The following is a 23,015-nucleotide window of genomic DNA, read 5'->3' as shown; positions in this document are numbered from 1 at the left end:
ACCATGACGACACCTGAGATGCGGATCCTCACCGTCCGGCAGCCCTGGGCTTGGGCGATCATCCACGGCGGCAAGGACGTGGAGAACCGAGCACGGAACCTCGCGGGCGACTACCGCGGACCGGTTGCGATCCACGCAGGCGCTGTCTACGACCGCTCGGCCGACGAGCACCCCGAGATCCGGCGCATGGCCGACGCCCGCGGCGCGAGTTCGATGCGAGAGTTCCTGATCCCGTACGGGCACCTCGCTTACCGGCACATCGCCGGAGTCGTCAACCTCGTCGATGTGCACATGGCGACTCCCGACAGCCTTGGGCGGATCCGCTGTCAGCCTGAGGACAGGGCGCCCGGCGAGTGGCGGCCCGCGTGCAGCCCTTAGGCGCAAGAGGCGAACTACCACCTTGAACTCGCACACCCTCACCTGCTCGCCAAGCCGATCCCGTACCGGGGCGCGCTCGGCCTCCGCCGCCTCGACGACACCACCACCGCGCGGATCCTCGCGCAGATCGGAGCATGACCATGAAGACCACACCTAACCCGACCGCCGAGCAGATCATCGCTCAAGCTGCGCTCGACGCTGATACCGTGCTGCCCGACGCCCTGGATCCCGAGGAGCAGGCTGCCGATATTGGCAAGCTCGCGGCAGAGCGACTCTGCGCTGCTGGTCTGCTCGGGGGCGACCCCACCGAGGAGCACCTGTGCGGGGATTGGCCCGCGCCGTGCAACTGCGACGATTCAGAGACGCATGATGCTGCTGGTGTCGCCCCGCGGGAGCCGTCACCGGTCGCGTCGACTCCGACGGCAAGCGACGATAGCGGTCACGGCGGAGATGATAATCGCGGCGGCCGTGAAGATGGTCCAGAAGACGAGGGGCGCAGTCACCAGGCAACGGTAGCAGGCACCCCGCAGAGGCCGAGCGGGTGCGCCGAGTGCCACCGCGCTTCGGGTCACAAGATGGACTGCTCGCATCGCCTTGCTCCGTCTCCCGACCGCGAGCAGCTGATCGCGGAGGCGATCGCGGGCGCTCTCGACTCGGCAGGTATCGAGACGGCGACGGGTGAGGCATGGCGCACCGATTCGCACGAGGTCGTTACGCTGAGCGCCGCAGTGTCAGCAACGCTGAGGGGAGGTGAGCAATGACCACATCAGTCGATGTAGAGCACGCTCGTGTACTTTCTTCGGCGGAACCGACGGCCCTGACTCGGCGATTCGCGCCAAGTAACCCGGACGATGGTCGGGTATGGGCTCGCCATCGAGCGCTCATGCGAGAACGGATACCAGAGCCCGGGGGCAACATATGCAGGGAGTTCGGCTTTGCCCCGAACAGCATCCTGCAACCCATCGCTAATGTTCTCAAAGCCAAGCACTCGTGCCGCGACGCCCTCAGTGGTGTTCACCAGACGCCACTTTTCGGTTCGACCATTTTCGTTGCGCTCGTTGGAGATCTGCCAGACAACGTGACGTGCTTCAGCGCGGATCGCGCGGACCAGTGCATACCCCGCCAGAAACGCAGCCAAGATGCCACCGATTCCACCGAGCCAAGCCGGGAGAGTGTCCGAGAGAGACGTGATCAGTTCCATGACCGAACCCTATCGGGGGTGCAGCATGAACACAGTTGACCCCACCTGGCCCGAGTGGTTCCGCTGGCATCTCGATCAGGCTCCGTTCCAGATCCTGCACATGCGCGAGCTCGTGGAGACGACCGTGCGCGCGCAGGACACCGAAGCAGTACGGGTGTCGGGCGGCAGCGACCCGGCACGGCTCCCCTACAACGCGGACCCGGCCGACGACGCCGACGCCCTTTACGTCGAGCTCGTCCTGTTCGCGAGGGAGGTGTCCGAGCACACCGGGATCCTCGCCCCGGCCCCCGTGCGCAACGGCATGTGGCAGGGCGCGAGCGAACCCCAGGGCCTCCCCGTCTGCCGCCCCGATCAAGCGTTCGCGTGGGCGGGAGAAGTCCGCACCTGGCTCACCAACCAGATCAGCGACCTCGAACAACTCGCGCACGACGGGAAGCTCGGCGACGCCCCCGAACACCTCGTCGGCACGATTCGGGAGATGCGGAGGCACTACCCCCGAGCAGAGCCGAAGTTCAAGGCGTACCGGCCAAGGCCCTGCCCCACTTGCGGACAGCGGACCGTGCTGCCCATCTGGTCAGCAGTCGGTCTCGCAGGCGCGCAGTGCGACTCCTGCGGTGAAGAATGGTCACATCGGGCCGAGGGCAATCTCGATGTTAGCTAGTGAAGGCGAATGCCCAATCGGTGTAGTCAGCGTCAGTTGGTGCGGAACCTTCATCGCGGCTCCAAGCTCGGACTCGAGCGTTGGGTTCAGGCAAGTCGATAGCCGTAGCGTCAAAAATGAAGGTGACGTGATTGGAGTTGTGAAGAATCTTGCCGTTGACGTCCTCAAAGGCACGGAGGACGATTCCGTGCTCATCGAGAACGTCCACCCAGTTGGCTCTCGTCGGCTCGAACCTACAGCGAATCAAGATGCTGCCGTTGCCGCTCTGGGCGCGTGCGATCTCGATCCCAAACTCCCAGGACTTGGAGGTCGAAAGTGGCCCGTCAGTCCGAGTCTCAACAGTGCACACCCCGTCTTCAACGGACAATCGAACATCGAGAGGGCGTGGCCTACCAAAGATCTGGGTCATGCTCAGACCATATTCGCCAACTGTGACCGACTGCAATGATTACGCTCACCTATCGTGAAGCGGCGGTCCGCGTCTGCCGGTCTACGCGCACCATTAAGAGGTGGCGTCGAGAAGGCATGCCAATGACCTTCGACAGCTCTGGTCGCCGGATCGTCAGCGAACAGGTTCTACTCGCAGAGTTCCGACGGCGGCTCACATCAGACCCTGTCCATCAGCAGCGGATCCGCGCCCTGACACGCGACACGCCGCCGGACGACCTTCTTGACACCCTCTCGGTGTCACCCCCTACTGTGATGGTTGAGTAAGTGGGCCGGGAACGCAGAACATGCGCCCCGGCCCTTTCTCATTCCTTCCGACCCGCGGTGTGTGTCGGGCAAGGGCGCCCAAAGCCCGCGCACACCGTCGGATAACCAAATGGTCACGGAAGCGCGCATGCGGGATACATAGACGACGACCGTCTGCCATTATCTCCTCATGAGCACACCCAATGGCGAGCAGCCAACCAACGCCCAGCCCACCTACGCACCGCCGCAACCGCAGTATGCACCCCCTCAGCCCCCTTCCGCGCCGAAGGGTCTCGCGATTACTGCCCTCGTGGTCGGCATCGTCGCATTCCTTCTCGGCCTCATCCCGGTCCTGGGAATCATCCTCGGCTTGACAGGCGTGGCATTCGGAATCATCGCCCTCGTGAAGAAGCAGCCGAAGGCATTCGCGCTGACCGGCCTCATCCTCGCCGCGGTGGCTCTGATCGCTTCCTCCTTCACCACCGCCGGCCTCGGCGCAGCGGTCGAATCCGTAGCGAAAGAGACGGCCACCGCTCAGACCAACGAACCGAGCGAAGCCGAAGCTACTGAACCGGCGGCCGAGCCTAAGCCGGCGGAAGAACCTCAGCCGGAGCCCAAGGAGCGACTCACTCTCGACGAGGGGTGGACTGCTGCTCCTGACGAGTACGGGTTCTCGACTGTCGTAAGCGGCTATGTGTCCAACAACAGCGACAAGGCGATCACGAACTACGTCCAGATCACGTTCGATTCGTACGATGCTGCCGGCGCAAACCTCGGCACGTGCCTTGCGAACACGAACACGATCGACGCCAACGGCAAGTGGAAGTTCGAAGCTCTCTGCCTCGACACCAACGGAGAAATCGCAGAGGTCCGGTTCAAGGAGATCACCGGGTTCTAACCACCTGCCAGCATCCTCACCATCTGAGCCCCGGAGCCTTCACGGCCTCGGGGCTCAGTCGTTCCAGGAGGTGAGCGTGGGCACGCAGCAGATCCGCAATGGCCACGGCCACCGCGCGTACCGTCGCAAGCAGGCTGCGCTCAAGCGCCGCACCGCCCGAGAGGACCTCCCTTGCGGATGGGGCAGCGACTACGGATGCGGCCAACCGATCGACACGACCCTCCCCTACACGGATCCGATGTCGTTCACTGCCGACCACCCGGACGCGCTCGCGAACGGCGGCGACCTTGTGAAGCAAGACCTGCATCCGTTTCATCGGAAGTGCAACCGCGACAAGGGCGACGCCGCCACCGTCGAGATATGGGAGGCAACGTGAACCCGATCATCCTCGCAGTCTCCATGCACGATGCCGCCGAGTACGCGAAGCAGCGCGGATGGCGTCACCACGTCACAGTCACACCCCGCACCGCGTGGGCAGCACGTGGCCGCACCGGCCCCGTCTACGCCACCCAAGCTGCAACAGACCACCCTGACTACGACGCCATGCTCACCCAAGCCGCACCCTGCGCCCTCACCGTCGACCGCGACCGCGTCGCCTAGTCGCGGGGCCGAGAAGGAATCGGGAATCGCCAGGTCAGTGGCTCCTGGCTATCTGGCCGACGCCATGCAACGACGATGTCACGTGCCCACGGATCCGCCATAGTCGCGGCGTACATCACCTTGACAGCACTGCGCGCACCGATCATGCCGGGACAATCCATGCCGATTCGCAGACCAAGCCCGTCAGGTGCCGAGGAAATCACAACGTCGAGCGCATCAACCGAGCTCGTATTCGTGAGGAGGAAGGTGTCGCCGCTCCACCACTCGAAACTCCACGGTGGACTTTGAAAGGCGCTCTCCTGAATCACCAATGATCTCTCGCTGACCTTAGTAGCGCGATCCGCTGCCGCATTCGCGTCGACCTGCGCGCGAAGTGAATCACCTCTCGCGAACCAAGCGACCACCGCTGAAGCTACGGCTGCCGCCGTGCCGCCGAGTGCAATCCAGAGTGCTGCTAGTTCCATGACGACACCCTACCCATCGATAGGAGAAACTCACCATGACTTCAACACTCGGCACCGTCGAAGCGAAGCTCCTCGCCCAGATCGCAGAAGGCGAACCCATCGAGCTCGGCACCATCATTGTCCCGATCAACATCGAGACGTTCGGAAGCCGAGGTATCGGAGAGATCCGCATCGACGAAAGCTCCGTCCGAGCTTCCATCGCTAATGCCCTCGAAAACGGTGCACGGAACATCCGCAACGGACGGTCATAGATATGACTCCGGCACAGGGATACCAAGCCTCTCACTTCATCATCGACGAGGCCCGCCTACTCGGCACCGCACGCACCGATCACGGACAGCCACGCTTCGGGAGGACGAGCTTCGGGCGCATCGACGCCACCGCCGAGCAGTTCAGCTCCTACGTACTCCCAGCGTCCGACGTGGACGGCCGCGCAGCAGTGCGCACAGCCACCGAACGACTCCGACTCGACATCGTCGCCGGTCAGCTCCGCCACGCCTAGCAAGAGACCCCGGGGGTGCACCCCCAAGCCCGTCACGCCGCCACTCTCCCGCTCGGCCGAGGCAGGTATCCCCCCGTGCGAATTCGCGAGGGGTGCGAATTGAGTTAAGGGGGTGCGATATGGCGCGTCCAAAGGCCCCGTGTGGGACGTACGCGGCGTATCGGCGGCATCTGCGGGAGAAGTCCCCGGTGTGTGATGCGTGTAGGGATGCGAAGCGTGCGAATTCGCGTGAGCGGTCGAACTCGGCTGAGGTTCGACGGGAGAAGCAGGTCGCTCGCGAGGCTGAGAAGGTGTCGGTCCCGGTTGAGCCGGCGCCGACGACGCCTGAGGGGCACGTTTCCCGGCTGGAGACGCTGCGGGAGATGCTCGAACAGTCGCGGTCGGTGGTTGCCGCGTTGACGACGTCCGATCCGACGCGCGCGTACCTCGCGTTGCGGGAGCAGCGGGAGATCCTGCGGGAGATCTCGGAGATTCAGGGCAATGGCCAGTCGACGAAGGGGGTCACCCTTGAAGACCAGCTTGCTGCTGCCAGGGCAGAGCGTGAGCAGCGAGAAGCTGCTCGGGCTGCAGGAGCCTAGCCTTCTCCGTATCCCCGAGCGGGCCGGCTCCCGTGTCGGGGAAGCGCTCGACCTCGCGGCTGTCGCCGGACTTCGGGAGGATCCGTGGCAGGAACTCACGCTCGACGCGATTCTCTCAATCGACGCCTCGGACCGGTGGGTATGCACGGAGTTCGGTGTGCTCGTGAGTCGGCAGAATGGCAAGGGCAACATCATCTTGCCGTTCGAACTCGCGCACCTGTTTCTGTGGCCGAAAGCTGATGGGGAGCCGAAGACGATCCTCCACTCCGCGCACGAGGTGAAGACCGCCGTCGAGGCCTTCCGACGCCTGAAGCGGGTCATCACCTCGTCGCCGCTGCTCATGGGCGAGCTGCTCGGCGGCGAGCGCGGCATCAAGGACAACAACCAGTGGCGCGGCTTCGAGCTCGCGAACGGCAACCGCCTCATCTTCATGGCCAGGTCACGCAACGCTGGCGTCGGCTTTACCGTCGATGTACTTGTCGTGGACGAGGCACAGGAGACTCCTCAGCCCGCAATGGATGCGCTACTGCCAACCATGTCAGCTGTCGACAACACGCAAGCACTCTTCACCGGTACCGTCCCTGACGAGCTGAACAACTCGGAGTACTTCGAAGGAGTGCGCGACCGTGGCCGGGCGGGCACAGACCCACGCACCGGGTGGGCGGAGTTCAACCCGAAGGGGTCGCACGATCCCGACGTCGCGGAGAAGATCGACATTCGAGATCCCGAGGTGTGGCGGGCCGGGAATCCCGGCCTGGGCTACCGGCCGGGCCTGACTCGGGCGACGATCGAGGACGAGATCTCGCGTCTCGATCCTGAGTCAGTGAAGCGGCTGCGCTTCTCGATCTGGCCGAACCGCCGCGAAGAGGACGCCGTGCAGCTCTCCGAGCTCGATATCGCGGTGTGGAAGCGCGTCGCGGGCGACTACCCGGTGAAGGGTGACGGCGGCGTGATCGCGATCGCTGTCGGCCGTGGCGGCGGGTACGCGACAATCTCGAAAGCAATCCGCGTCGACGACGAGCACATCGCAGTCGAGCACCACAAGACCGACCGCAAGGTTCGGTGGGTGGCCGACGACGTCAAGGCACTCAAGGCAGAGCTTGGGAATGCGCTCGTGGTTGTTGACCCGAAGAACGCGGCGATGATCCTCGCGGACCTCGACCGTGTCGGCGTGAAGTACCTGCCGATGAGTATCGACGAGCTCGCCGCCGCGCACTCCATCTTCATCGAGATGTCGAACGACGGCCTCGTGCTGCACCGTGACCAGGCCGAGGTCACGAAGTCGCTCGAGCTCGCGACGACTCGCGCGATCGGCCGCGCCGGCTTCACGTGGGAGCCGTCCGACCCGACGAAACCGATCTCGCACGCCCAGTCGGTGACTTGGGCGGTGTGGGGCGTGATCAAGTCCGAAGCTTCCCCGAAGCGGGAGCCAGCAGTGGTGAGGGGGTATGCCTGATGCTCGATGAGACTGAGCTCGGTGAGCGTTGCGCCGCGGTGATGAAGGATGCGCGCCAGGAGTGGATGCGCCTCCGTAACTTGCAGCGGCACATCGACGGGAAGGTGCTCAGGACGTGGATGCCGGACGGCGCGGACGCGGAGTACAAGGATCTGCTGAACAAGTCGGGCGGCCCCTGGCTTGGGTTCTCGCGCGACGCGATCGCGCAGGGCTGCAGAATCAACGGCTACGCGAACGAGGACATCTGGAATCGCGTGTGGCGGGCCAACGGGATGGATGGTCGGCAGGGCGTGTCCACGAAGGAAGCGGTGGGGCTCGGCAAGAGCTACCTGATGCTGTTGCCCGCTGATGGTGATCAGGGTGTCGTGATGCGCCCGATGTCGGCGCACAACACCTTCGCCGTGTACGCAGACCCGTGGGACGATTTCCCCGAGTTCGTGCTCTACCGCGTGGGTGCTACGAAGCAGGGTCCGACGTTCTGGAACTCGCAGTGGTATGCCTTCGATAGCGAAGGCAGCTACCGGTTCGACGGGTCGCCGTCGACGCCGCAGAATCTCCGCCCTGCCCCGCATGGTCTCGACTTCGCGCCAGTGGTTCGGATCTCGAACTCGCTCGCGTCGGAGGGCGAACCGCAGTCGAGCGTGGAGCCGGGGATCCCGATCTACAAGCGCATCGTCGACGCGACCTTCGCGCTGCAGATGATCCAGAGATACGGTGCGTTCCCTCAGAAGTGGGGTGCCGGTGGAACGCTCGGCGAAGTACGGGTCGCGATCGACTCGCTGATCCACGCTCCTGGCGAGGCCGGTGAGACGGTCCGGTTCGGCACGTTCGAGGCGGCAGACCCTACGAAGATGGTCGCGGCGCTCGAAGCGCATGTGAAGCATCTCGCGGCTGTGCTGCAGGTGCCTCCGCACTACCTGCTGGGCGCCGTGGTGAACATGAGCGCTGAGGGCATCGCGGCTGCGGAGTCGGGCTATCACCGGAACATCGGTGACCGGCGCGACGCGCTCGGCGAAGGGTACGAGCTCGCGCTGCGAACCGGGGCACGGATTCTTGGTGAGTCGGCTGCGGCGAGCGCTCTGACCGATCAGGTGTCCTGGGCGAATGTGCAGTCGTGGTCGCTGGCGCAGGTGTCGGATGCGATCTCGAAGCTCGACGCCGTCGGCGCAGATCTGGGTCGGCTGTTCCAGATGCTGCCGGGTTGGTCGAGGCAGGACGCTCTTGAGTCCGCCGGGAGCGCCAAGGACAAGAAGATGCTCGAGATTGCGGCATCCTCGTCCAGCCAGCCAGCCAGGCGCTGAGCTGAGCGGCGCTACCAATGACCAGGCTGACGCCCTCGGCTCGCTCATCCGTGCCGGTGTCGCACCGGAGGATGCAGCACGCGGTGTCGGCCTCACTGGGCTGCAGTTCACCGGGGCGACCCCGGTCGCGCTGCGGCTCCCCGAAATGAACCTACCCACGCTCGTGGGGATGCAGGATACGGCACCTGCTTGAACATGCCGGCGAAGGAGAACCACCCATCATGTCCACCGAGAACCAGCCTGCGAACGAGAACCCGGCCGGCGACGAGCCGACGGGCGGCGGCAAGCCGGAGTACACGCCCCCGGCATCGCAGGAAGAACTCGACCGCATCGTCGAATCGCGTCTCGCACGCGAACGGTCGAAGTACGCCGACTACGACGACCTCAAGAAGAAGGCAGCCGACCACGACGCGTACCTCGATTCGCAGAAGGACGAGCACCAGAAGGCGCTCGACCAGACGAAGGCCGACACCGAGAGCGCGGTCGCGCAGCGATATCTCTCGAAGCTCGTTTCCTCGGAGGTGAAGGCGATCGCGTCGGCGTTGGGGTTCAACGACCCGTCGGATGCGCTCGCTGTCATCGACGCGGAGAAGCTGCCTGTGAAGGACGACGAGCCCGACACTGAGGCGATCAAGGCCGCGGTCGAGAAGCTCGCGACCGACAAGCCGTACCTCGTGAAGGCGGGGAGCGCTCGTCCCGCGACGCGCCCGCGTCCGAAGCAGGGTGAGCGGCAGGAGTCGGGCCCCGCGAAGGGTCGCGCTGCGGCTGCGCTGCGTCAGCTTGGGGCATCCAGGAAGTCCTCCTGACCCACATCATCAACACCATTCAGGCCGTCCTCTCGGGCGGCCTTTCGCATTGAAAGGGGCCATTCATGGCTGACATCTCTCGCAACGACGTTGCGACTCTCATCCAGGAGGAATACTCGAACGTGTTCCTCGACGCCGCGGCGAGCTCGGAGGGCTCCGCGGTGATCCAGGCGTTCGGTACCGTGCCGCTGGGCACGAAGATCACGAACGCGCCCGTGCTCACGACCCTGCCCGACGCCTACTGGGTGTCGGAGTCGGCTACCGCGCCCGAGGGTGTGAAGCCGACCAGCGAGGCGACCTGGGGCAACAAGCGGTTCGTGGTCGAGGAGATCGCGGTCATCATCCCGGTGCATGAGGATGTGCTGGAGGACATGACCGAGGACGGTCTCGAGGAGCTCTCGAAGCTGGGCGGTCAGGCGATCGGCAAGAAGCTGGACCAGGCGGTCCTCTTCGGTACGCAGAAGCCGACCACCTGGACCGATCCGGCGCTGCTCGCGGCGGCGATCGCGGGCGGCAACGTGTTCCAGATCTCGAACACGCCGGGCGCCGACGACCTCGCGGGGTCGATCTTCCAGGCGGCCGGCGCGGTCGCGGACTCGGGCGCCGATCCGACGACGATCTTCTCCTCGTCGGGCCTCCGCTTCCGACTCGCGAACCTCCGCGCCTCAGACGGTACCGCGATCCTCTCCCGCACGATGGGAGACGCGGGCTCGTTCTCCGACTCGATCGCCGGCCTCGACGCCGCGTTCGTGAAGAACGGCGCCTGGGACCCGGCGCAGGCGACCGCGATCGTCGCCGACAAGTCGCGCGTGAAGATCGGCCAGCGTCAGGACATCACCGTGAAGTTCCTCGACCAGGCCACCCTCGGCACCGGGGCGAACCAGATCAACCTCGCCGAGCGTGACATGGTGGCGCTGCGCTTCAAGGCGCGCTACGCCTACGCGCTCGGCAACACCATCACCGCCAACGGCACCTCCGCGGAGCCGGCGGGCGCCGTGACCCCGGCCGCGGCCGGCGAGGAGGGCTGACCCATGAAGCTCAAGCACGCACAGGGCCGCATCGTCGATGTGCCCGAGAACCTGGCCGAGGGCTACATCGCGCTCGGATGGGAGAAGGTGTCCGGGTCGCCCGACACCTCGGAGCCGACCGCCCCGTCGAAGTCGTGGAAGGTGGACGCGCTCAAGGCGTACGCCACTGAGCACGGCATCGACCTCGGGGCGGCGTCCAAGAAGGACGACATCCTCGCCGCGATCGAGGCTCACGAGACCGGCGGCGACGGTGACGAGGTGTCCGGTTCGCCCGACACCTCGGAGCCGACCATCGCTGAGGCCGAGTAGCAGACGGGAGGGACGGAGACATGGACCTCACAAGAGCGAAGCTGGACCCGTTCCTCCCGACGCTCTCCACCGCCCAGTCAACGAAGGTGAACGCGTGGATCACAGTTCTCGGACCACTGCTCAACCAGAGGTACGGGGACGCCATCACGACGGAGCTGGAGCCGGTGTTCGTCTCGGCGGCAGCAGATGCGATCATTCGGCGCCTCGAACGTCCCCGCTCGGGGGCGTTGCGAGAGCGCGTCGGACCCGCATCGATCGATCGGGACGCGCGCTTCCTGCTCGCAGCGTGGTTCCTGCCCGAGGAGCTCGCGCAGCTCGATGACCTCGTAGGCGCAGGTACGGGTGTGATCCGTTCGCACCGCACGCCCGCGCCGGACGAGCAACGCTTCGGCAATCGCTACCGCCCGGAGGTGCCCGATGAGCTTCCCATCTGGTGAGCAGGTCGTGCGCCTCCGGCGCCGCGAGCTCCTCGACGACTACTCCGGCACGGTGACGCTCGGTGATTGGGAGAGCACCAACGAGTTGGTGCTCGAAGGCGCGTACGTTGCATCGTCATCGACGTCCGCTCGGCGAGATGCGGCCCGGAACGAACTGCTCGAAGAGAAGAGCCTGTATCTGGACGACCCAGCCGCGGACGTACAAGCACAGGATCGGGTCCGGGCTCAAGGCGTGACCTACTCGATCGACGGCATGCCTTCCGCTGATGTGAATCCGTGGACGGGCTGGCAGCCGATCCGAGAGATCCCGTTGACGAGGGTGGTGGGGTGATGGAGTTCCAGAACGGATACTTCGAGTCCCTGCTGCGATCGGCACCAGTCCGCGCGGTCGTCGACGAGGCTACCGAGAGAGTTGCAGTGAAGGCACGGTCGACCGCTCCTGAGGACGGCGGCGACTACAAGCGCAAGATCACGACCGGCGGCAAGATGCAGAAGCGTTACGTCGGCGTTGTGACGGCGAGCGCGCGGCATTCCATGAAGGTCGAGGCCCGCACCGGGAATCTGGCGCGCGCGGTGAGGAGCTCAGGCCGTGGCCGGTGAACTCCTCGACCCAGACATCGAACGCTTCCTCACGGGAGAGATCCGCACCCGCCTTGCGGCACTTGCTGGCGCCGAGTTCCCCGCAGCGAAAGGGCACGTGTCGAATCGGCGCTGGACGCCACCCGCTGCCGCACCTGCCACACCGCCACCGGCGTGGCAGGTGATCGTCCGTGACGACGGTATCAACGACGTCGACCTTTCGCTTGGTGACGCGGGCGTGGGAATCGTGTGCGTCGCAGGCTCTCAGGATAACCCGGGCCCGGCGATCCGGCTCGCGAAGCTCGTGAAGGCGATCGTCAAGGCCTCGCCGCGTCCTGGACCGTCATCCCCAGTAGCCGCGGTCCTCGAGTTCCATGGCCCTTACCCGGTGCCGGAGGACTCGCAGTACGAGCAGCGCTACATGACGTGCTCGCTCGCGGTGGTATCGACACCGCTCTAGACCCACCGATCAACATCCATTTGCCCCTGGCGCTGCCGGGGGCTTTCTCATTGAAGGAGAAGAACCATGGCAGCAGATGCCGAAGGCAACGACATCGGTCTCGTCGGGATCCCCATCACGGGGTTTCTCGCATGGGCGCCGATCGGTACCGCAATCCCGGCGAAGTCGGAGGGTGCGGAGCTCGATCTCGAGCTCGCCGCCGCGTTCGCGAAGGTCGGCCTGATCAAGCAGGACGGCGGTTTCGACTGGACCGGCGAGGCGTCCGGCGACGCGATCGAGTTCTGGCAGGAGGGCTACTCGGTCCCCACCGGTCTCGCGAACGTCACCATCGCCGCGACTCTCGCCGAGCACAAGGCGAAGAACCAGGAGCTCCTCTATGGGGAGGCTCCGGACGCCGACGGTGCCGCTGACATCGAAGAGGCGTCGAACGACAAGCGTGTCGTTCTGTTCTCGCATGAGGTGTTCAAGAGCGGCTGGATCCGTCGTCGGGCGATGCCGAACGTCGGCGTGCAGCTCGTGAAGCTCGACAAGTCCGAGCGCGGCAGCGTGCAGGGCCAGGCTGTCACGTTCAAGGTCGACCGATCGGGGGCGGTGGGTAACCGCCACTACCGGCAGTGGATCATCCCGCCGGTCCCGGTCACCCCGTAACAGGCCCCGGGGCAGCGCTCGGTGGGTGCGCTGCCCCGGTTACTCCCCTACCCACCGCTCACCCACCACACGAAGGAACCCACCATGAACGAGAACCCCACCCCCGAGGCCGTCGACGAGGCTACCGACCCCCTCGAGGAAGAGCTGCTCAACGTCGACGAGTACGAGATCCCCGTCGTAGAAGACGACAGCGACGATCGCTTCCCCTGCTTCATCGCCGGGTCGACGCTGATCGTTCGCCTCGAAGATCCCGGCGAGCTCCGGCTCCCCCTCAAGCTCTCGTACAACCAGATCCAGGATCTGAAGGGCCGCACGTCTGAAGACGCTGACGAGCTCGATCAGCTCCTCGTTCTGCTCGAGATCATCGGCGACGCGAAGACCGTCGAGACGCTGAAAGATATCGACATGGCCGACGCGATCGCGGTATCGCTGCTGTTCTTCCGCGCGTGGAAGCAGCGGACGCAGGTGTCGCTGGGAAAATTGCGACGCTCGCCGCGACGGTAAAGACCTATCGCGCCGAGCTTGCCTTCGACTTCCGGCACGAGTTCGGGGTGCCCCTCTCTGATATCGGGGAGGGCATCCCGTGGCCGGAAGCGATCGACCTGATCGATGAGCTCGGAAATCACCCGGGCTCGCATTACTGGTCGTCTTTGAACGGTATGGCATCGCCGACGACTTACGGCGAGATCGCATCGATCCTCCACGCGACGCGAATGATCAACCTCTACCGACCGGACGGGGCGGAGCCGGTGCAGTTGCCGAGCCCGTTCCCAGAGCGTGGCTCGCCTGAGGCTGACGTCACCCCGGAGGAGCGCGACGAGCTCGTGGAGTATGCGCGAGCCACTGCACCGTTCTCGCTCGACGACTGAGAGGAGGCCGACTGTGGCGACTCAGGTAGGTGTCGGCGAGGTCGCGATCGTCCCGACGATCAAGGGGTTCCGCCGCGCGGTGGGCGCCGAGGTGGATGCCACCACGAAGGAAGCCAAGGGCGCCTTCGAGAAGGGATTCGCCTCGGCCGGGACCAAGGCGGGCACTGACTCGGGTAGAGGCTTCCACTCTGCATTCGGTGGGGAGACGAAGAAGACCGTCGAGCAGCTCACGAAGAGCATGCGCTCGGATGTGGCGAAGGCCGCACGCGAGGTGTCGCAGGCGCGACTCAAGGAGCAGGACGCTGCAGGCAAGGTGCGCCTTGCCGAGGTCCAGCTCGCCGAGGCTCGCAAGAAGTACGCGTCTGATTCGTCTCAGGTCGTCCGCGCGGAGGAGCGCCTGCAGGCCGCGCAGCGCACGCTCTCGGCCAGGCAGGAAGAAACGAAGTCTTCGACCGACAAGCTGAGCACTGCGCAGTCGCGCCTCGCGGATGCGACCGATAAGGCGGAGCGCGAGCTCAAGCAGGTCGAGAACGCAGCAGACGGCGCTCAGGGCGGCTTTGGTGAGCTGACACGCTCAGCTGACCGAGCGGGCACTGAACTCAGCTCTGTCGGCGACTCAGGTGGCAAGAAGTTCTCTGGCGGCATCGCCTCCGGCATTGGCAAGGCTGCCCCCCTGATACTTGGGGCCGTCGCAGCGCTCGGCATCGCGTCGATGGTGAGCAACGCGATCGACACCGCAGTGTCGTCGGTCATCAACTACGTGAAGGACTCGGTCAGCGCCGCGTCGAGCCTCGAGCAGTCGATGGGTGCAGTCGACGCGATCTTCAAAGAGAACGCGGAGACCATCAAGGCGTGGTCGGCCGAGTCTGCCCAGTCTGTAGGCCTCTCGCAGGTCAAGTATCAGGAGTTCGCGACGGTCGTCGGCGCGCAGCTCAAGAACATGGGTCTCCCCATGGGTGACGTGATATCGCAGACCGGGAACCTCATCTCCCTCGGAGCCGATCTGTCCGCCCAATTCGGCGGAGAGACTTCGGATGCGGTGGATGCTCTGTCGTCCGCACTTCGTGGGGAGCGAGATCCGATCGAGCGCTATGGCGTTTCGATCAAGCAGGCGGACATCAACGCTCGCCTCGCTGCGAAAGGCCTAAACGAACTCGAAGGCGACGCTCTCAAGGCTGCGGAGGCCAACGAGACGCTCGCGATGATCTACGAGCAAACCGCTGACGCCTCGGGTACCTTCGCCCGTGAGTCGGACACGCTTGCCGGCCAGCAGCAGCGACTCACCGCTGAGTGGGAAAACGCGCAGGCGAAGCTCGGCACATCGCTCATGCCGACGCTGACGGAACTCGCGAAGATCGCGAACGACGAGCTCGTGCCCGTCCTGAACGATGTCATCGATCAGGTAGGCCCCGAGCTCGGAGCCGCAGTCAAGGAGGCGGCGCCTTCCCTGATCGAGCTTGCGAACGCGGTCGCCGAGAACCTCCCGAAGTGGATCGAGCTCGGAACCGATGCGCTACCGGTCATCGTCGATGCCCTCGAAACAATCACTCCGATCCTCGTGGATGTCGCGAACGCGTGGGGCGTCTGGGGCGAGCAGATCAGTGCGCTGCTGGGCTGGCTGTCGGGCGACTCGAGCCTGTCTGAGACTGCTGAGAAGCTCGGCGGGATCGCGGGCTCATCGGAATCGGTGCTCGATGCGATCTCCGATCTGATCATCTGGTTCAACGATTTCTCGGTCGTCGTGGCGGAGACCGTCGGCCCCGTGATCGCGTGGCTGTCGGAGAAGTGGACCGAAGTGAAGTCCGGACTCGAATCAGTCCGGCAGTTCTTCGCTGATATCTGGCAACAGATCGGCCTCGCCCTCGGCGGGGCGCTGCAGTTCATCGTCGGCCTGATCACCGGCAACATGGATCTAGCCAAGCAGGGGCTCGACCAATTCCTCGGCGCAGCCCGGAGCATCTGGCAGAACGTCTCTGGCGCCTTCCGGTCCGGGGTCGAGTCGGCGGTGAGCTTCGTGACCGGTCTCCCCGGCCGGATCGTCTCCGCTCTGAGCGGTGCTGGATCGTGGCTCGTCTCGGTGGGTCGGGATATGGTGCAAGGCTTGATCAACGGCGTGAACGACATGGTCTCAAACGCCGTGCGTGCTGTCACCAATCTCGGCAGTTCCATGGTGAGCAAGGTGAAGTCGTTCCTCGGCATCGCCTCGCCGTCGAAGGTGTTCAAGCAGCTTGGCGTGTGGACTGGTGAAGGCCTCGTCATCGGGCTCGACAGCCAGCGCTCGAAGGTTGAAGCATCGAGCGTTGGGCTCGCGTCCACGCTTGCTGATGCCTTCTCTGGTGGGAGCGGGAACTCCCTGCAGACGAGAGTGTCGGCAGTGATGGATCTTGCGCTCGGCGGCACCCAGCTCGCAGTGGCGGGAGGGGTCCCGGCCGCCGGGAGTGCCGGTGGCGCGTCCACGGTGGTGCAGATCAACGGCCCCGTGTACGGCAACCCCGAAGGCGTGGCCGAGGAGATCGACAAGAAGCGCCGCCGAGCGGACGCCGTCTATGGTGTGGGAGGTATCCGATGATCCGTCACGAGCTGAGGATGCCGCACCCCACCCAGGCGGCCCGGTTCGTCGTGTGGGATCTCACGGAGGCCCGATATCGGATCGAGACCGCGGCTGGCACCGTCGTCTCTTCCGGTGTCGGGCCTCGCGTCGCTACCGGCATCGAAGGCATGGGCGGCCCCGGAATCGACGTGTTCGCGCGCGAGACACCGCGCGGCGCCGGCCGCGTCCGCACCGGCACCCGCGCGAAGCACCGCACCGCCTTCCTCCCCGTCGTCTTCGAGCAACGCGGCCAGGAATGGGTGACCGTCCAGCGGCTGTTCTGGTCGTGCCTGTCCCCGGACCGGGATGCCGCATGGCGGGTATACGCGTCCGATGGGTCGTGGCGTGAGCTGCTCGTCTTCCTAGACGAGAACGCTACGGTCTACGCTCACGATCCGACGGAGATCCGACAGGTCATCGGCGTAGCGCTCACCGCCGACAACCCGTTCTGGTTGGGCCCGGAGCAACTTGCGGTGACGGCCGTCCAGCCGTCCGTCGAACCGTTCTTCGGCGCGTCGAATGCCGCACCCCCGTTCTACATCGTGCCGGGTGCTCAGGACGGTTCTACGGGGCTGACGGTGGCCGGTGATGTTGAGGCGTGGCCGACGCTCACGATCCTGGGTCCCGCGAGCGCTTTCAGCACGCAGCCGCTGTTCGTGGAGTCGGCTGTGTCGGCGGAGATCCCGGTGTCGGGGTCGGAGCAGCTCGTGCTCGACTTCGATCCGACGGCTCAGGCGGCGATGCTGCGCGCTAAGGGTGCGACCAGCGGCGGCACGAACGTGACCGCGCAGCTCACCGGGCGTGCGTTCTTCCCGATTGCGCCGACCTTCGAGCCCGACGTGCAGGTAGTGCTGCTCACACTGGCCGGTGCGGGCGAGGCGCGGCTTTCGTACCGACCTAGATATTGGAGGGCGATCTGATGGCACTGCTCGACGATAGCTTGGAGATCCGGCTGTGCTCTCCCGACTACCAGGAGGACTGGGGTGTGCTCGGTGACCCGATGCACGTCGTGCTCACGAAGATCCGGTCGTCGGCAGATGTGCTGGAGATCGGGGTGGATGCGGACTCGCCGCAGCGGGAGCTGCTGATGCGGGAGATGTGCGGCGTCGTCGTCAAGTTCCGCGGCCGGTGCGAGTTCATCGGGCACGTCTACCTGCGTAACGGTGGGGTTCGACCGGACGCCGCTATCACGGTGTACGCGCGCAGCGAGGACGAGGTGTTCGATAACACGCTGGCCTGGGTGATGCCGACGCCCGCGGTCTACTCTAACTCTTGGGGCGGCCTCTACTCCTCCGCGAAGGTCGAGCCGGAAGCGGCAAAGGACACTGCGCAGTCGTTCCCGGATCCGTTCCTAGATCCGGGACACTACATGTGGTCGTGGCCGTACACGAACGCTGAGCTGTGGGACTGGAAGCGGGTTCCGACATTCGCTGGCGAGCTGCTGTGCCCGCTGCTGATCAACAACCTCCGGCGGGTCGGCTATCTCTCTCGCGGAACTCTGTGGAGCGGGCCGGAGGAGGTGTTCTCGTCCGGCATCGGGTTCGGCACGTCGAACGGCGCACCCTACGAGGTCGTGAACGCGCAGGCATGGACGTCGCCCACTGACGCACCCCCGTGGATGAACGGGTTTGACGGGTTCTCGCCCCGACTTCACACGCTGCGGGAGACGCTAGCGGCGTTCCAGGCGTGGGCCGACGACACCACAGAGCGGAGCTTCAATGTGTTCGCGCGCGGAGAGATCGGCGGCGGCCCGTGGAACGTCCGTATCGGGATCGAGCAGGCACCAGCCACCTACCCGGTGCCGCTGTCGGTTTCGGCGGGAACCGTTATCGACGGGAGCTGGTCGATATCAGATCACACCGGGTCGCGCGTGATCCTCGGCGGCCCCGGCGAGCAGGAGCAGCGCATCTTTCAGGAGCGCCAGCAGCTCGACCGGGAGCAGCACGGCCGCGTCATCGAGGTGTTCAAGGACGCGACCGGGGCGAAGCTCATGTCGCTCAACCAGCAGGGGTATGAAGATTTCCCGCGCTACTACTTTGTCGATTCGACCGTGCCGCAAGGGTACAAGGATCGCGCCCGCCGATACTTCGATCAGCAGGGCGTCCGCTATCTCGCTGAGGCGTCGCCTGAGACCGAGGTATCGGTGGAGCTGCAGGAGACGAGCGAGATCCACTACGGCGGCGAGTCCGGCTACGTCCTCGGCCAGATCGTCTCGATTGACCTGGGGTGGATGGTGCTGCGAAAGCGCATCGAGAAGGTCACGATCACGCTCTCCCGCGAGGACGGGCTAAAGGTGACCCCGCAGGTTGGGTCTGAGGTTGCGTCGTCGGATGAGGTGCAGGCGCGCGCACTGCGGGCGGTCGCCGATCGCCAGCGCAGAGACAACTCAAGCAGATAGGAGAGCCAAATGGCTATGACAATCGCGGGCTTCCAGGGCACCGTTTCGGAGACACAGTGGGCGCAGATCATGACCGCCGTGGCGCAGAAGTACACGCTCACCTCCGGGGATCCCGTGCGCTCGTCCGGTCGGACCCTGCTCATCGACCCTCGCGCATCGGTCGGTGCCGGGGTGTTGGTCGCGACCGACACCCTCACATCGGTGACGGTGCCGGCACCCGCAACGGGGCAGTGGCATCTGCTCGTGTTGCGCCGCACCTGGGGGGCGTCTCGCTCGGCGCAATACATGCTGATCCCGGGCGCGACCGGCCCGAACTCAGCGCAGACCGCCCCACCGACTACGCTGCCCGCCGGCCGCAACCAGTCGGTCGGTGTCGTTGATGACGAGCCGGTTGCGTGGGTGTACGCGCGGTCCGGCACCACCGAGTTGCAGCTCTGGCAGTTGAGCGAGCGCGTCGTTGAAGGGACGTTCACGACAGCACTCGCGGGATCGGTCGCGACGGCGTCGGGGTGGTACTACCAGGACCAGACGCAGGTGCTCTTCTCCACTCCGTTCTCTCGCCCGCCCCGTTTGCTCTTTTCCACTGAGACCCCGTGGGGAGCCGTGCAGGTCGACCAGCTGTTCGAGGTCACCGGGGCCGGATTCCGGTTGAGGTCGATCCGCCTCGGTGTGCAACCCATCCCAACGAAGGGCTCGTTCCGAGCCATCGGACCTGTCTAGGAAGGGATCTGATGGTCACCGAAACAGAACTCGCCGCCTACGTGCAGCGCGTCCGCTACCAGTGGATCGATGTCGACCGGGTGTTCGGCGCGCAGTGCTGGGACCAGTGGTCGCACTACGCGACGAACTTCCTCGGCGTGCCGTCGTGGCCGACGTACACGAACGCCGGCGGCACGCACCCGCACTCGGGATACGCCTGCAACGTCTTCCACAACGCTGCCCGTTCGGGCCTCGGGCAATGGTTCGAGATCCTGCCCGCCACCGCCACGCCACAGCCCGGGGATGTGGCGTTCTGGGAGTACGGATCCGCCTGGTATCCGCTCTCGCACGTCGCCACTGTTCTTGAAATCACGCACGGCGGGCGAATGCTGCGGTGCCTCACCCAGAACCCCGGCACGGTACAGGTATCGGACCTCGTCATCGATGGTCTCATTGGATATCTCCGGCCCCGCGCAATCTCTGTCGGCATGGTCGACACCTCACGCACCGCGGCGATCGCCGCTTCTCACAAGCTGGCCGCGCTCGCACGTGCTCGGCGACGAAAGGACGACCCCATGCATTTCGTAGCACTCACAGAAGGAGCCCGACAGGATGGCTCTGCAGCTTACGCGATCTACCGCCCCGGGCACGCTGGCTCGTGGGAAGAGTTTGACAGCGCAGGCCTCCGCGGTCGCGCCGCGGATGCGATGGCGTCGCAGTTCGGGCAGCCGACCGTCCTCTCGGCTGCTCGCTGGCTCGAGCTGAAGGCGAAGTACGCGTGACCGTCACAGCGGTCCTCCTCATCGGTCTCGGCCTCGCATTCGCGGGTGCCGGGGCCACCCTCGGAGCTCACATGATGCTGCGGCGGCTCACGAATCGGAGGCGCGAATGACGGAGGAACAACTGACACGCCTGTTTGGCGACATCACCGTGGTGCAACTCGTGCTCTGGGCGCTCGCGGCTTTCGTGCTCATCGTCGCGATCGTGAAGGTGTGGCCGCTGCTGCGTCGGTTCGTCCAGACGATCGACGCGCTCGCGGAGCTGCCCGCGAAGATGCGCCTCCTCGATGAGATCCACCACGAGGTGCGCCCGAACACCGGCACCAGCCTCAACGATGCCGTGCGCCGCGTGGAAGCTGAGCAGACTCGCCAGGCGGTGCAGCTCGACCAGCAGACACAACAGCTCGCCGAGACCACGGAGAAGCTCACCGGCCTGCAGCAGCTCATGGAGACGGGCGATGACGAGCTCTCCGAGCGCGTCACTGACATCGAGAAGACCCTCAACCCCCGGAAGGAGCAGTGATGTTCACTCTCGTTTTCTGGCGCGACGCGATCGAGCGCGCCATCAAGACCGCAGCCCAGACCGCCACGGCCCTCATCGGCACCGGCATGGTCGGCATCCTCGATGTTGACTGGGTGCAGGTGGGATCCGTCACGCTCGTGGCGGCTGCACTGTCTGTGCTCACGTCGATCGGGTCAGGCCCGGTCGCGGATCCTGGCACGGCTTCGCTCGTGCGTCGTGGCCGGTACGCCGCCGACTGACCCCTATCGAAAACTAGGGAAAATCTGGTTTTCGTTTTCTTTACGCACTGCGCCCCCGCGCTCACTCTCACGAGTGGGTGCGGGGGCGCTTGTTGTGTTGAGGAAGGCGGGTGCCCCGGCCTTGGGGAAGGCCCCACATCGCAGCGTCCACGAAATGGGGTGGGAATCCGGAGCACCCTAGGCACAGAGTACCCCGTGGAGTTGGGCCTGCCGGTACTCACAGCAAGCCGTGATGTAGGAGGTGGACGCGAGACCCGCCGTCACCATCAATTGACGGGCTGCCCCTTTTCGTGCGTTTACGGGGCGCGTAGCCTGGGCGCATGTGCGGGAGGGTCATCGTCGACTACGACGAGAACATGGACGTAGCGGGTGGAAGCGAGCTGGCCGAATGGCTGACGGCGCGACCCACTGGATACAAGCCTTCATGGAACGTGAAGCCGACACAGCAGATCCCGGTCGCGCTGACCTCCACGAAAGACGGGGCGAAGCGATTTGAGATGGCGCACTGGTCCTTGGTGCCGCCGTGGGCGAAAGAGATGAAGTCTCGGTATCCCACGTTCAACGCCCGTTCGGAACAGCTTTCGGAGAAGGCGACATTCAAGGGGCCGCTCAAGCGGCAACGGTGCGTGATCCCCGTCACGGGTTTCTACGAGTGGACGGGGGCGAAGACCGCTCGCACTCCACACGCGATCTTCGGACCCGCGCAGATCCTCCCGATGGCTGGCCTGTACTCGTGGTGGCGTGAGCCCGATGCCGCTGAGGGTGAGGGGTGGCACCTCACGGCTACGATTCTCACGCGAGCCTCGGCAGGAGTGATGACCGACATTCATGACCGCATGCCGGTCTTCATGGCAGATGAGCTGCTGCAGGACTGGCTCGACCCCGAGACCGAGGGTGACCAGCTACTCGTCGACGCGGTGTCGGAGGCGTCGGCGCCAATCTCGGAGCAGCTGCACGAGTGGGCGGTGCGCCCACTCAGGGGTGACGGTCCTGAGTTGATCGAGCCAACTTGATATCACCGCGGGGCATCTTGCTCATGTTCGGGTACCCCGGGGCCGGGCCGACAGTGTCCCTTGCTCTCTTGAGCGCTTCGGAGTTGTCCCAGAGCACGGCACGGTCGGCTTCTTCGAGGCTGCCGTAGATCCCATGCATGCGTCTCCGGGCAGGCACCGCATTCCAGACCATGAGCAGGAAGCGGGCCTCTCCCCCAGTGTCGGTGACGCGACTCACGAGGGCCTTGGGCTGGGCAGGGTGCTCGCGCATGATGATCCAGGTGTCGGTGTCAATCTGAATCGGGGCCGGGTTGGACATCACACCTCCATTCGAAACTATGTTCGAAAAGGGTACGCCGCTCCCCCGACATTTACGGCTCATCGCATTTGAGGGTGTAGTCGTGGTCTGAATCCGCCGGCCTCGAGCAGGGATCTCGCGATGTAGTGGGCCAGGTTTCGGAAGCCCAGTGCCGAGCCACGCAAGTGCTCGAGTCTGCCGTTGATTGCTTCGGTCGGTCCGTTCGAAGTTCTTGGGTGATCGAAGTACGCGAGGATGTCTGCCCGGCGCCGGTCGAGCGTGTACGCGAGCTTGCGGAGTTCGACGAACCAGGATGGCGTGGTGGCTTTCACCGTGTCGATCAATTCACGGAGCCGACGTCTGCCGTTTCCCGAGAACTTCTCCCGATACGAGTTCACGACCTGTTGGTAGACCCGCCACGCACGCCACACATCCGCATGCGCGGGGTCAGAGAACACTGCGTCGAGCTTCGCTTGTTGTTTCTCGGTGAGGAACGCTTCGCCGGTGCGCAGCACTTTCCGGATCGCGTAGAGGGGATCGCCCCGGCGTCCGCGGTGTCCGAGCGTTTCCTGCTGGACTCGCTGCCGCACCCGATCGAGCGCGTCACCGGCGAGCTGACCCACGTGGAA

At 65.1% G+C, this 23,015-nt stretch carries 34 protein-coding genes; 29 read left to right on the top strand and 5 right to left on the bottom strand.

The window, feature by feature from the left end:
* Positions 1-3 precede the first annotated feature (3 nt).
* A complete protein-coding gene (locus tag H629_RS15490; protein WP_024356700.1) occupies positions 4-378 on the top strand; it encodes an ASCH domain-containing protein in 375 nt (124 codons plus the stop codon).
* 134 nt (positions 379-512) lie between these two features.
* Positions 513-1,139 carry a hypothetical protein gene (locus H629_RS15185; RefSeq protein WP_152485675.1) on the top strand — a complete coding sequence of 209 codons (627 nt, stop codon included), beginning with the start codon at positions 513-515 and terminating at the stop codon, positions 1,137-1,139.
* Between the two features lie 5 nt (positions 1,140-1,144).
* Here H629_RS15185 and H629_RS15180 read toward each other — a convergent pair whose 3' ends face one another.
* Positions 1,145-1,579, bottom strand: coding sequence for a hypothetical protein (locus H629_RS15180; protein ID WP_152485674.1), 435 nt, complete (start codon positions 1,577-1,579; stop codon positions 1,145-1,147).
* A gap of 25 nt (positions 1,580-1,604) precedes the next feature.
* On the opposite strand from H629_RS15180, the gene H629_RS0107640 reads away from it, so the two are divergent.
* Positions 1,605-2,240: a hypothetical protein gene (locus H629_RS0107640; protein WP_152485673.1), complete on the top strand. Its 636-nt coding sequence runs from the start codon at positions 1,605-1,607 to the stop codon at positions 2,238-2,240.
* Here the strand turns inward: H629_RS0107640 and H629_RS15175 are convergent.
* Positions 2,233-2,649, bottom strand: a complete 417-nt coding sequence (locus H629_RS15175) for a hypothetical protein (RefSeq protein WP_152485672.1) — start codon at positions 2,647-2,649, stop codon at positions 2,233-2,235. The genes H629_RS0107640 and H629_RS15175 overlap by 8 nt on opposite strands.
* Positions 2,650-3,123: 474 nt before the next feature.
* On the opposite strand from H629_RS15175, the gene H629_RS15170 reads away from it, so the two are divergent.
* The 3 genes from H629_RS15170 (at position 3,124) to H629_RS0107620 (ending at position 4,431) form a co-directional block, all read left to right on the top strand.
* Positions 3,124-3,831, top strand: coding sequence for an FxLYD domain-containing protein (locus H629_RS15170; protein ID WP_152485671.1), 708 nt, complete (start codon positions 3,124-3,126; stop codon positions 3,829-3,831).
* A gap of 76 nt (positions 3,832-3,907) precedes the next feature.
* Complete coding sequence (locus H629_RS14520; protein WP_024356695.1) at positions 3,908-4,207, top strand: HNH endonuclease; 300 nt, start codon at positions 3,908-3,910, stop codon at positions 4,205-4,207.
* Complete coding sequence (locus H629_RS0107620) at positions 4,204-4,431, top strand: hypothetical protein (protein ID WP_152485670.1); 228 nt, start codon at positions 4,204-4,206, stop codon at positions 4,429-4,431. Before H629_RS14520 ends, H629_RS0107620 begins: the two co-directional genes overlap by 4 nt.
* Here the strand turns inward: H629_RS0107620 and H629_RS15165 are convergent.
* Complete coding sequence (locus H629_RS15165; protein ID WP_152485669.1) at positions 4,428-4,895, bottom strand: hypothetical protein; 468 nt, start codon at positions 4,893-4,895, stop codon at positions 4,428-4,430. The genes H629_RS0107620 and H629_RS15165 overlap by 4 nt on opposite strands.
* 35 nt (positions 4,896-4,930) lie before the next feature.
* Here H629_RS15165 and H629_RS0107615 point away from each other — a divergent pair, with 35 nt between their 5' ends.
* From H629_RS0107615 to H629_RS0107500, 23 genes are all read left to right on the top strand, one after another.
* Positions 4,931-5,146: a hypothetical protein gene (locus H629_RS0107615; RefSeq protein ID WP_024356693.1), complete on the top strand. Its 216-nt coding sequence runs from the start codon at positions 4,931-4,933 to the stop codon at positions 5,144-5,146.
* 2 nt (positions 5,147-5,148) lie between these two features.
* Entirely contained in the window at positions 5,149-5,397 is a 249-nt protein-coding gene (locus tag H629_RS0107610) for a hypothetical protein (protein ID WP_024356692.1), read from the top strand.
* A 290-nt stretch (positions 5,398-5,687) separates the two neighbouring features.
* Positions 5,688-5,975 carry a hypothetical protein gene (locus tag H629_RS15570; protein ID WP_024356691.1) on the top strand — a complete coding sequence of 96 codons (288 nt, stop codon included), beginning with the start codon at positions 5,688-5,690 and terminating at the stop codon, positions 5,973-5,975.
* The gene (locus tag H629_RS0107600; protein ID WP_024356690.1) at positions 5,938-7,431 is read left to right on the top strand and encodes a hypothetical protein; all 1,494 of its coding nucleotides are present in this window, start codon (positions 5,938-5,940) and stop codon (positions 7,429-7,431) included. The genes H629_RS15570 and H629_RS0107600 overlap by 38 nt, the downstream gene beginning before the upstream one ends.
* The gene (locus tag H629_RS0107595) at positions 7,356-8,732 is read left to right on the top strand and encodes a phage portal protein (RefSeq protein ID WP_152485668.1); all 1,377 of its coding nucleotides are present in this window, start codon (positions 7,356-7,358) and stop codon (positions 8,730-8,732) included. The genes H629_RS0107600 and H629_RS0107595 overlap by 76 nt, the downstream gene beginning before the upstream one ends.
* Before the next feature lie 221 nt (positions 8,733-8,953).
* Positions 8,954-9,538, top strand: a complete 585-nt coding sequence (locus tag H629_RS14510; RefSeq protein WP_024356688.1) for a hypothetical protein — start codon at positions 8,954-8,956, stop codon at positions 9,536-9,538.
* A gap of 65 nt (positions 9,539-9,603) precedes the next feature.
* On the top strand, positions 9,604-10,566 hold the full coding sequence (locus H629_RS0107585) for a phage major capsid protein (RefSeq protein WP_024356687.1): 963 nt from the start codon (positions 9,604-9,606) through the stop codon (positions 10,564-10,566).
* A gap of 3 nt (positions 10,567-10,569) precedes the next feature.
* The gene (locus H629_RS0107580) at positions 10,570-10,875 is read left to right on the top strand and encodes a hypothetical protein (protein ID WP_024356686.1); all 306 of its coding nucleotides are present in this window, start codon (positions 10,570-10,572) and stop codon (positions 10,873-10,875) included.
* Positions 10,876-10,895: 20 nt separating this feature from the next.
* Entirely contained in the window at positions 10,896-11,312 is a 417-nt protein-coding gene (locus H629_RS0107575; protein WP_024356685.1) for a hypothetical protein, read from the top strand.
* Positions 11,293-11,643, top strand: a complete 351-nt coding sequence (locus H629_RS0107570) for a hypothetical protein (RefSeq protein WP_024356684.1) — start codon at positions 11,293-11,295, stop codon at positions 11,641-11,643. Before H629_RS0107575 ends, H629_RS0107570 begins: the two co-directional genes overlap by 20 nt.
* The gene (locus H629_RS0107565) at positions 11,643-11,912 is read left to right on the top strand and encodes an HK97 gp10 family phage protein (RefSeq protein WP_024356683.1); all 270 of its coding nucleotides are present in this window, start codon (positions 11,643-11,645) and stop codon (positions 11,910-11,912) included. The genes H629_RS0107570 and H629_RS0107565 overlap by 1 nt, the downstream gene beginning before the upstream one ends.
* Positions 11,902-12,351 (top strand): hypothetical protein, encoded by a 450-nt coding sequence (locus H629_RS0107560; protein WP_024356682.1) that lies wholly within the window; start codon positions 11,902-11,904, stop codon positions 12,349-12,351. The genes H629_RS0107565 and H629_RS0107560 overlap by 11 nt, the downstream gene beginning before the upstream one ends.
* Positions 12,352-12,417: 66 nt before the next feature.
* A complete protein-coding gene (locus H629_RS0107555; protein ID WP_024356681.1) occupies positions 12,418-12,999 on the top strand; it encodes a hypothetical protein in 582 nt (193 codons plus the stop codon).
* Between the two features lie 84 nt (positions 13,000-13,083).
* On the top strand, positions 13,084-13,503 hold the full coding sequence (locus tag H629_RS0107550; protein WP_024356680.1) for a hypothetical protein: 420 nt from the start codon (positions 13,084-13,086) through the stop codon (positions 13,501-13,503).
* Positions 13,446-13,868, top strand: coding sequence for a hypothetical protein (locus H629_RS14090; RefSeq protein ID WP_036084678.1), 423 nt, complete (start codon positions 13,446-13,448; stop codon positions 13,866-13,868). The genes H629_RS0107550 and H629_RS14090 overlap by 58 nt, the downstream gene beginning before the upstream one ends.
* 13 nt (positions 13,869-13,881) lie before the next feature.
* Positions 13,882-16,437, top strand: a complete 2,556-nt coding sequence (locus H629_RS14505; RefSeq protein ID WP_024356678.1) for a phage tail protein — start codon at positions 13,882-13,884, stop codon at positions 16,435-16,437.
* The gene (locus tag H629_RS0107535) at positions 16,434-17,378 is read left to right on the top strand and encodes a hypothetical protein (RefSeq protein ID WP_024356677.1); all 945 of its coding nucleotides are present in this window, start codon (positions 16,434-16,436) and stop codon (positions 17,376-17,378) included. Before H629_RS14505 ends, H629_RS0107535 begins: the two co-directional genes overlap by 4 nt.
* Positions 17,378-18,856 (top strand): Gp37-like protein, encoded by a 1,479-nt coding sequence (locus H629_RS0107530; protein ID WP_024356676.1) that lies wholly within the window; start codon positions 17,378-17,380, stop codon positions 18,854-18,856. The genes H629_RS0107535 and H629_RS0107530 overlap by 1 nt, the downstream gene beginning before the upstream one ends.
* Before the next feature lie 9 nt (positions 18,857-18,865).
* The gene (locus H629_RS0107525) at positions 18,866-19,576 is read left to right on the top strand and encodes a hypothetical protein (RefSeq protein WP_024356675.1); all 711 of its coding nucleotides are present in this window, start codon (positions 18,866-18,868) and stop codon (positions 19,574-19,576) included.
* An 11-nt stretch (positions 19,577-19,587) separates the two neighbouring features.
* Positions 19,588-20,337 (top strand): CHAP domain-containing protein, encoded by a 750-nt coding sequence (locus H629_RS0107520; RefSeq protein WP_024356674.1) that lies wholly within the window; start codon positions 19,588-19,590, stop codon positions 20,335-20,337.
* A 106-nt stretch (positions 20,338-20,443) separates the two neighbouring features.
* Positions 20,444-20,857 carry a hypothetical protein gene (locus H629_RS0107510; protein WP_024356673.1) on the top strand — a complete coding sequence of 138 codons (414 nt, stop codon included), beginning with the start codon at positions 20,444-20,446 and terminating at the stop codon, positions 20,855-20,857.
* Positions 20,857-21,096 (top strand): holin, encoded by a 240-nt coding sequence (locus tag H629_RS0107505; RefSeq protein ID WP_024356672.1) that lies wholly within the window; start codon positions 20,857-20,859, stop codon positions 21,094-21,096. Before H629_RS0107510 ends, H629_RS0107505 begins: the two co-directional genes overlap by 1 nt.
* Before the next feature lie 320 nt (positions 21,097-21,416).
* Positions 21,417-22,109 carry an SOS response-associated peptidase gene (locus tag H629_RS0107500; RefSeq protein WP_076623957.1) on the top strand — a complete coding sequence of 231 codons (693 nt, stop codon included), beginning with the start codon at positions 21,417-21,419 and terminating at the stop codon, positions 22,107-22,109.
* On the opposite strand, the gene H629_RS14795 is transcribed toward H629_RS0107500, so the two are convergent.
* Both H629_RS14795 and H629_RS14790 read right to left on the bottom strand, forming a co-directional pair.
* The gene (locus H629_RS14795) at positions 22,072-22,407 is read right to left on the bottom strand and encodes a hypothetical protein (protein WP_024356670.1); all 336 of its coding nucleotides are present in this window, start codon (positions 22,405-22,407) and stop codon (positions 22,072-22,074) included. The two genes, H629_RS0107500 and H629_RS14795, sit on opposite strands and share 38 nt — an antisense overlap.
* 59 nt (positions 22,408-22,466) lie before the next feature.
* Positions 22,467-23,015 (bottom strand): transposase (locus H629_RS14790; protein WP_161608002.1); only part of this gene is annotated, 549 nt, incomplete at its 5' end.

The sequence above is a fragment of the Leucobacter chironomi DSM 19883 genome (assembly GCF_000421845.1).
Taxonomy (GTDB): Bacteria; Actinomycetota; Actinomycetes; order Actinomycetales; family Microbacteriaceae; genus Leucobacter; species Leucobacter chironomi.
The sequence above is the reverse complement of the archived record's forward strand: the minus strand, read 5'-3'. Positions and strand labels throughout refer to the sequence as shown.

Bases quoted from the DNA above. Each gene is read 5' to 3' on its own strand.
- H629_RS15185 (WP_152485675.1), top strand. From the start codon at position 513: ATGACCATGAAGACCACACCTAACCCGACCGCCGAGCAGATCATCGCT.
- H629_RS15175 (WP_152485672.1), bottom strand. From the start codon at position 2,649: ATGACCCAGATCTTTGGTAGGCCACGCCCTCTCGATGTTCGATTGTCC.
- H629_RS0107585 (WP_024356687.1), top strand. From the start codon at position 9,604: ATGGCTGACATCTCTCGCAACGACGTTGCGACTCTCATCCAGGAGGAA.
- H629_RS0107580 (WP_024356686.1), top strand. From the start codon at position 10,570: ATGAAGCTCAAGCACGCACAGGGCCGCATCGTCGATGTGCCCGAGAAC.
- H629_RS0107535 (WP_024356677.1), top strand. From the start codon at position 16,434: ATGATCCGTCACGAGCTGAGGATGCCGCACCCCACCCAGGCGGCCCGG.
- H629_RS0107505 (WP_024356672.1), top strand. From the start codon at position 20,857: ATGTTCACTCTCGTTTTCTGGCGCGACGCGATCGAGCGCGCCATCAAG.
- H629_RS15180 (WP_152485674.1), bottom strand. From the start codon at position 1,579: ATGGAACTGATCACGTCTCTCTCGGACACTCTCCCGGCTTGGCTCGGT.
- H629_RS0107565 (WP_024356683.1), top strand. From the start codon at position 11,643: ATGGAGTTCCAGAACGGATACTTCGAGTCCCTGCTGCGATCGGCACCA.
- H629_RS0107500 (WP_076623957.1), top strand. From the start codon at position 21,417: ATGTGCGGGAGGGTCATCGTCGACTACGACGAGAACATGGACGTAGCG.
- H629_RS15170 (WP_152485671.1), top strand. From the start codon at position 3,124: ATGAGCACACCCAATGGCGAGCAGCCAACCAACGCCCAGCCCACCTAC.
- H629_RS0107575 (WP_024356685.1), top strand. From the start codon at position 10,896: ATGGACCTCACAAGAGCGAAGCTGGACCCGTTCCTCCCGACGCTCTCC.
- H629_RS0107520 (WP_024356674.1), top strand. From the start codon at position 19,588: ATGGTCACCGAAACAGAACTCGCCGCCTACGTGCAGCGCGTCCGCTAC.
- H629_RS0107615 (WP_024356693.1), top strand. From the start codon at position 4,931: ATGACTTCAACACTCGGCACCGTCGAAGCGAAGCTCCTCGCCCAGATC.
- H629_RS0107610 (WP_024356692.1), top strand. From the start codon at position 5,149: ATGACTCCGGCACAGGGATACCAAGCCTCTCACTTCATCATCGACGAG.
- H629_RS0107555 (WP_024356681.1), top strand. From the start codon at position 12,418: ATGGCAGCAGATGCCGAAGGCAACGACATCGGTCTCGTCGGGATCCCC.
- H629_RS15165 (WP_152485669.1), bottom strand. From the start codon at position 4,895: ATGGAACTAGCAGCACTCTGGATTGCACTCGGCGGCACGGCGGCAGCC.
- H629_RS0107550 (WP_024356680.1), top strand. From the start codon at position 13,084: ATGAACGAGAACCCCACCCCCGAGGCCGTCGACGAGGCTACCGACCCC.
- H629_RS14795 (WP_024356670.1), bottom strand. From the start codon at position 22,407: ATGTCCAACCCGGCCCCGATTCAGATTGACACCGACACCTGGATCATC.
- H629_RS0107510 (WP_024356673.1), top strand. From the start codon at position 20,444: ATGACGGAGGAACAACTGACACGCCTGTTTGGCGACATCACCGTGGTG.
- H629_RS0107525 (WP_024356675.1), top strand. From the start codon at position 18,866: ATGGCTATGACAATCGCGGGCTTCCAGGGCACCGTTTCGGAGACACAG.
- H629_RS0107640 (WP_152485673.1), top strand. From the start codon at position 1,605: ATGAACACAGTTGACCCCACCTGGCCCGAGTGGTTCCGCTGGCATCTC.
- H629_RS15490 (WP_024356700.1), top strand. From the start codon at position 4: ATGACGACACCTGAGATGCGGATCCTCACCGTCCGGCAGCCCTGGGCT.
- H629_RS0107570 (WP_024356684.1), top strand. From the start codon at position 11,293: ATGAGCTTCCCATCTGGTGAGCAGGTCGTGCGCCTCCGGCGCCGCGAG.
- H629_RS14510 (WP_024356688.1), top strand. From the start codon at position 8,954: ATGTCCACCGAGAACCAGCCTGCGAACGAGAACCCGGCCGGCGACGAG.
- H629_RS0107530 (WP_024356676.1), top strand. From the start codon at position 17,378: ATGGCACTGCTCGACGATAGCTTGGAGATCCGGCTGTGCTCTCCCGAC.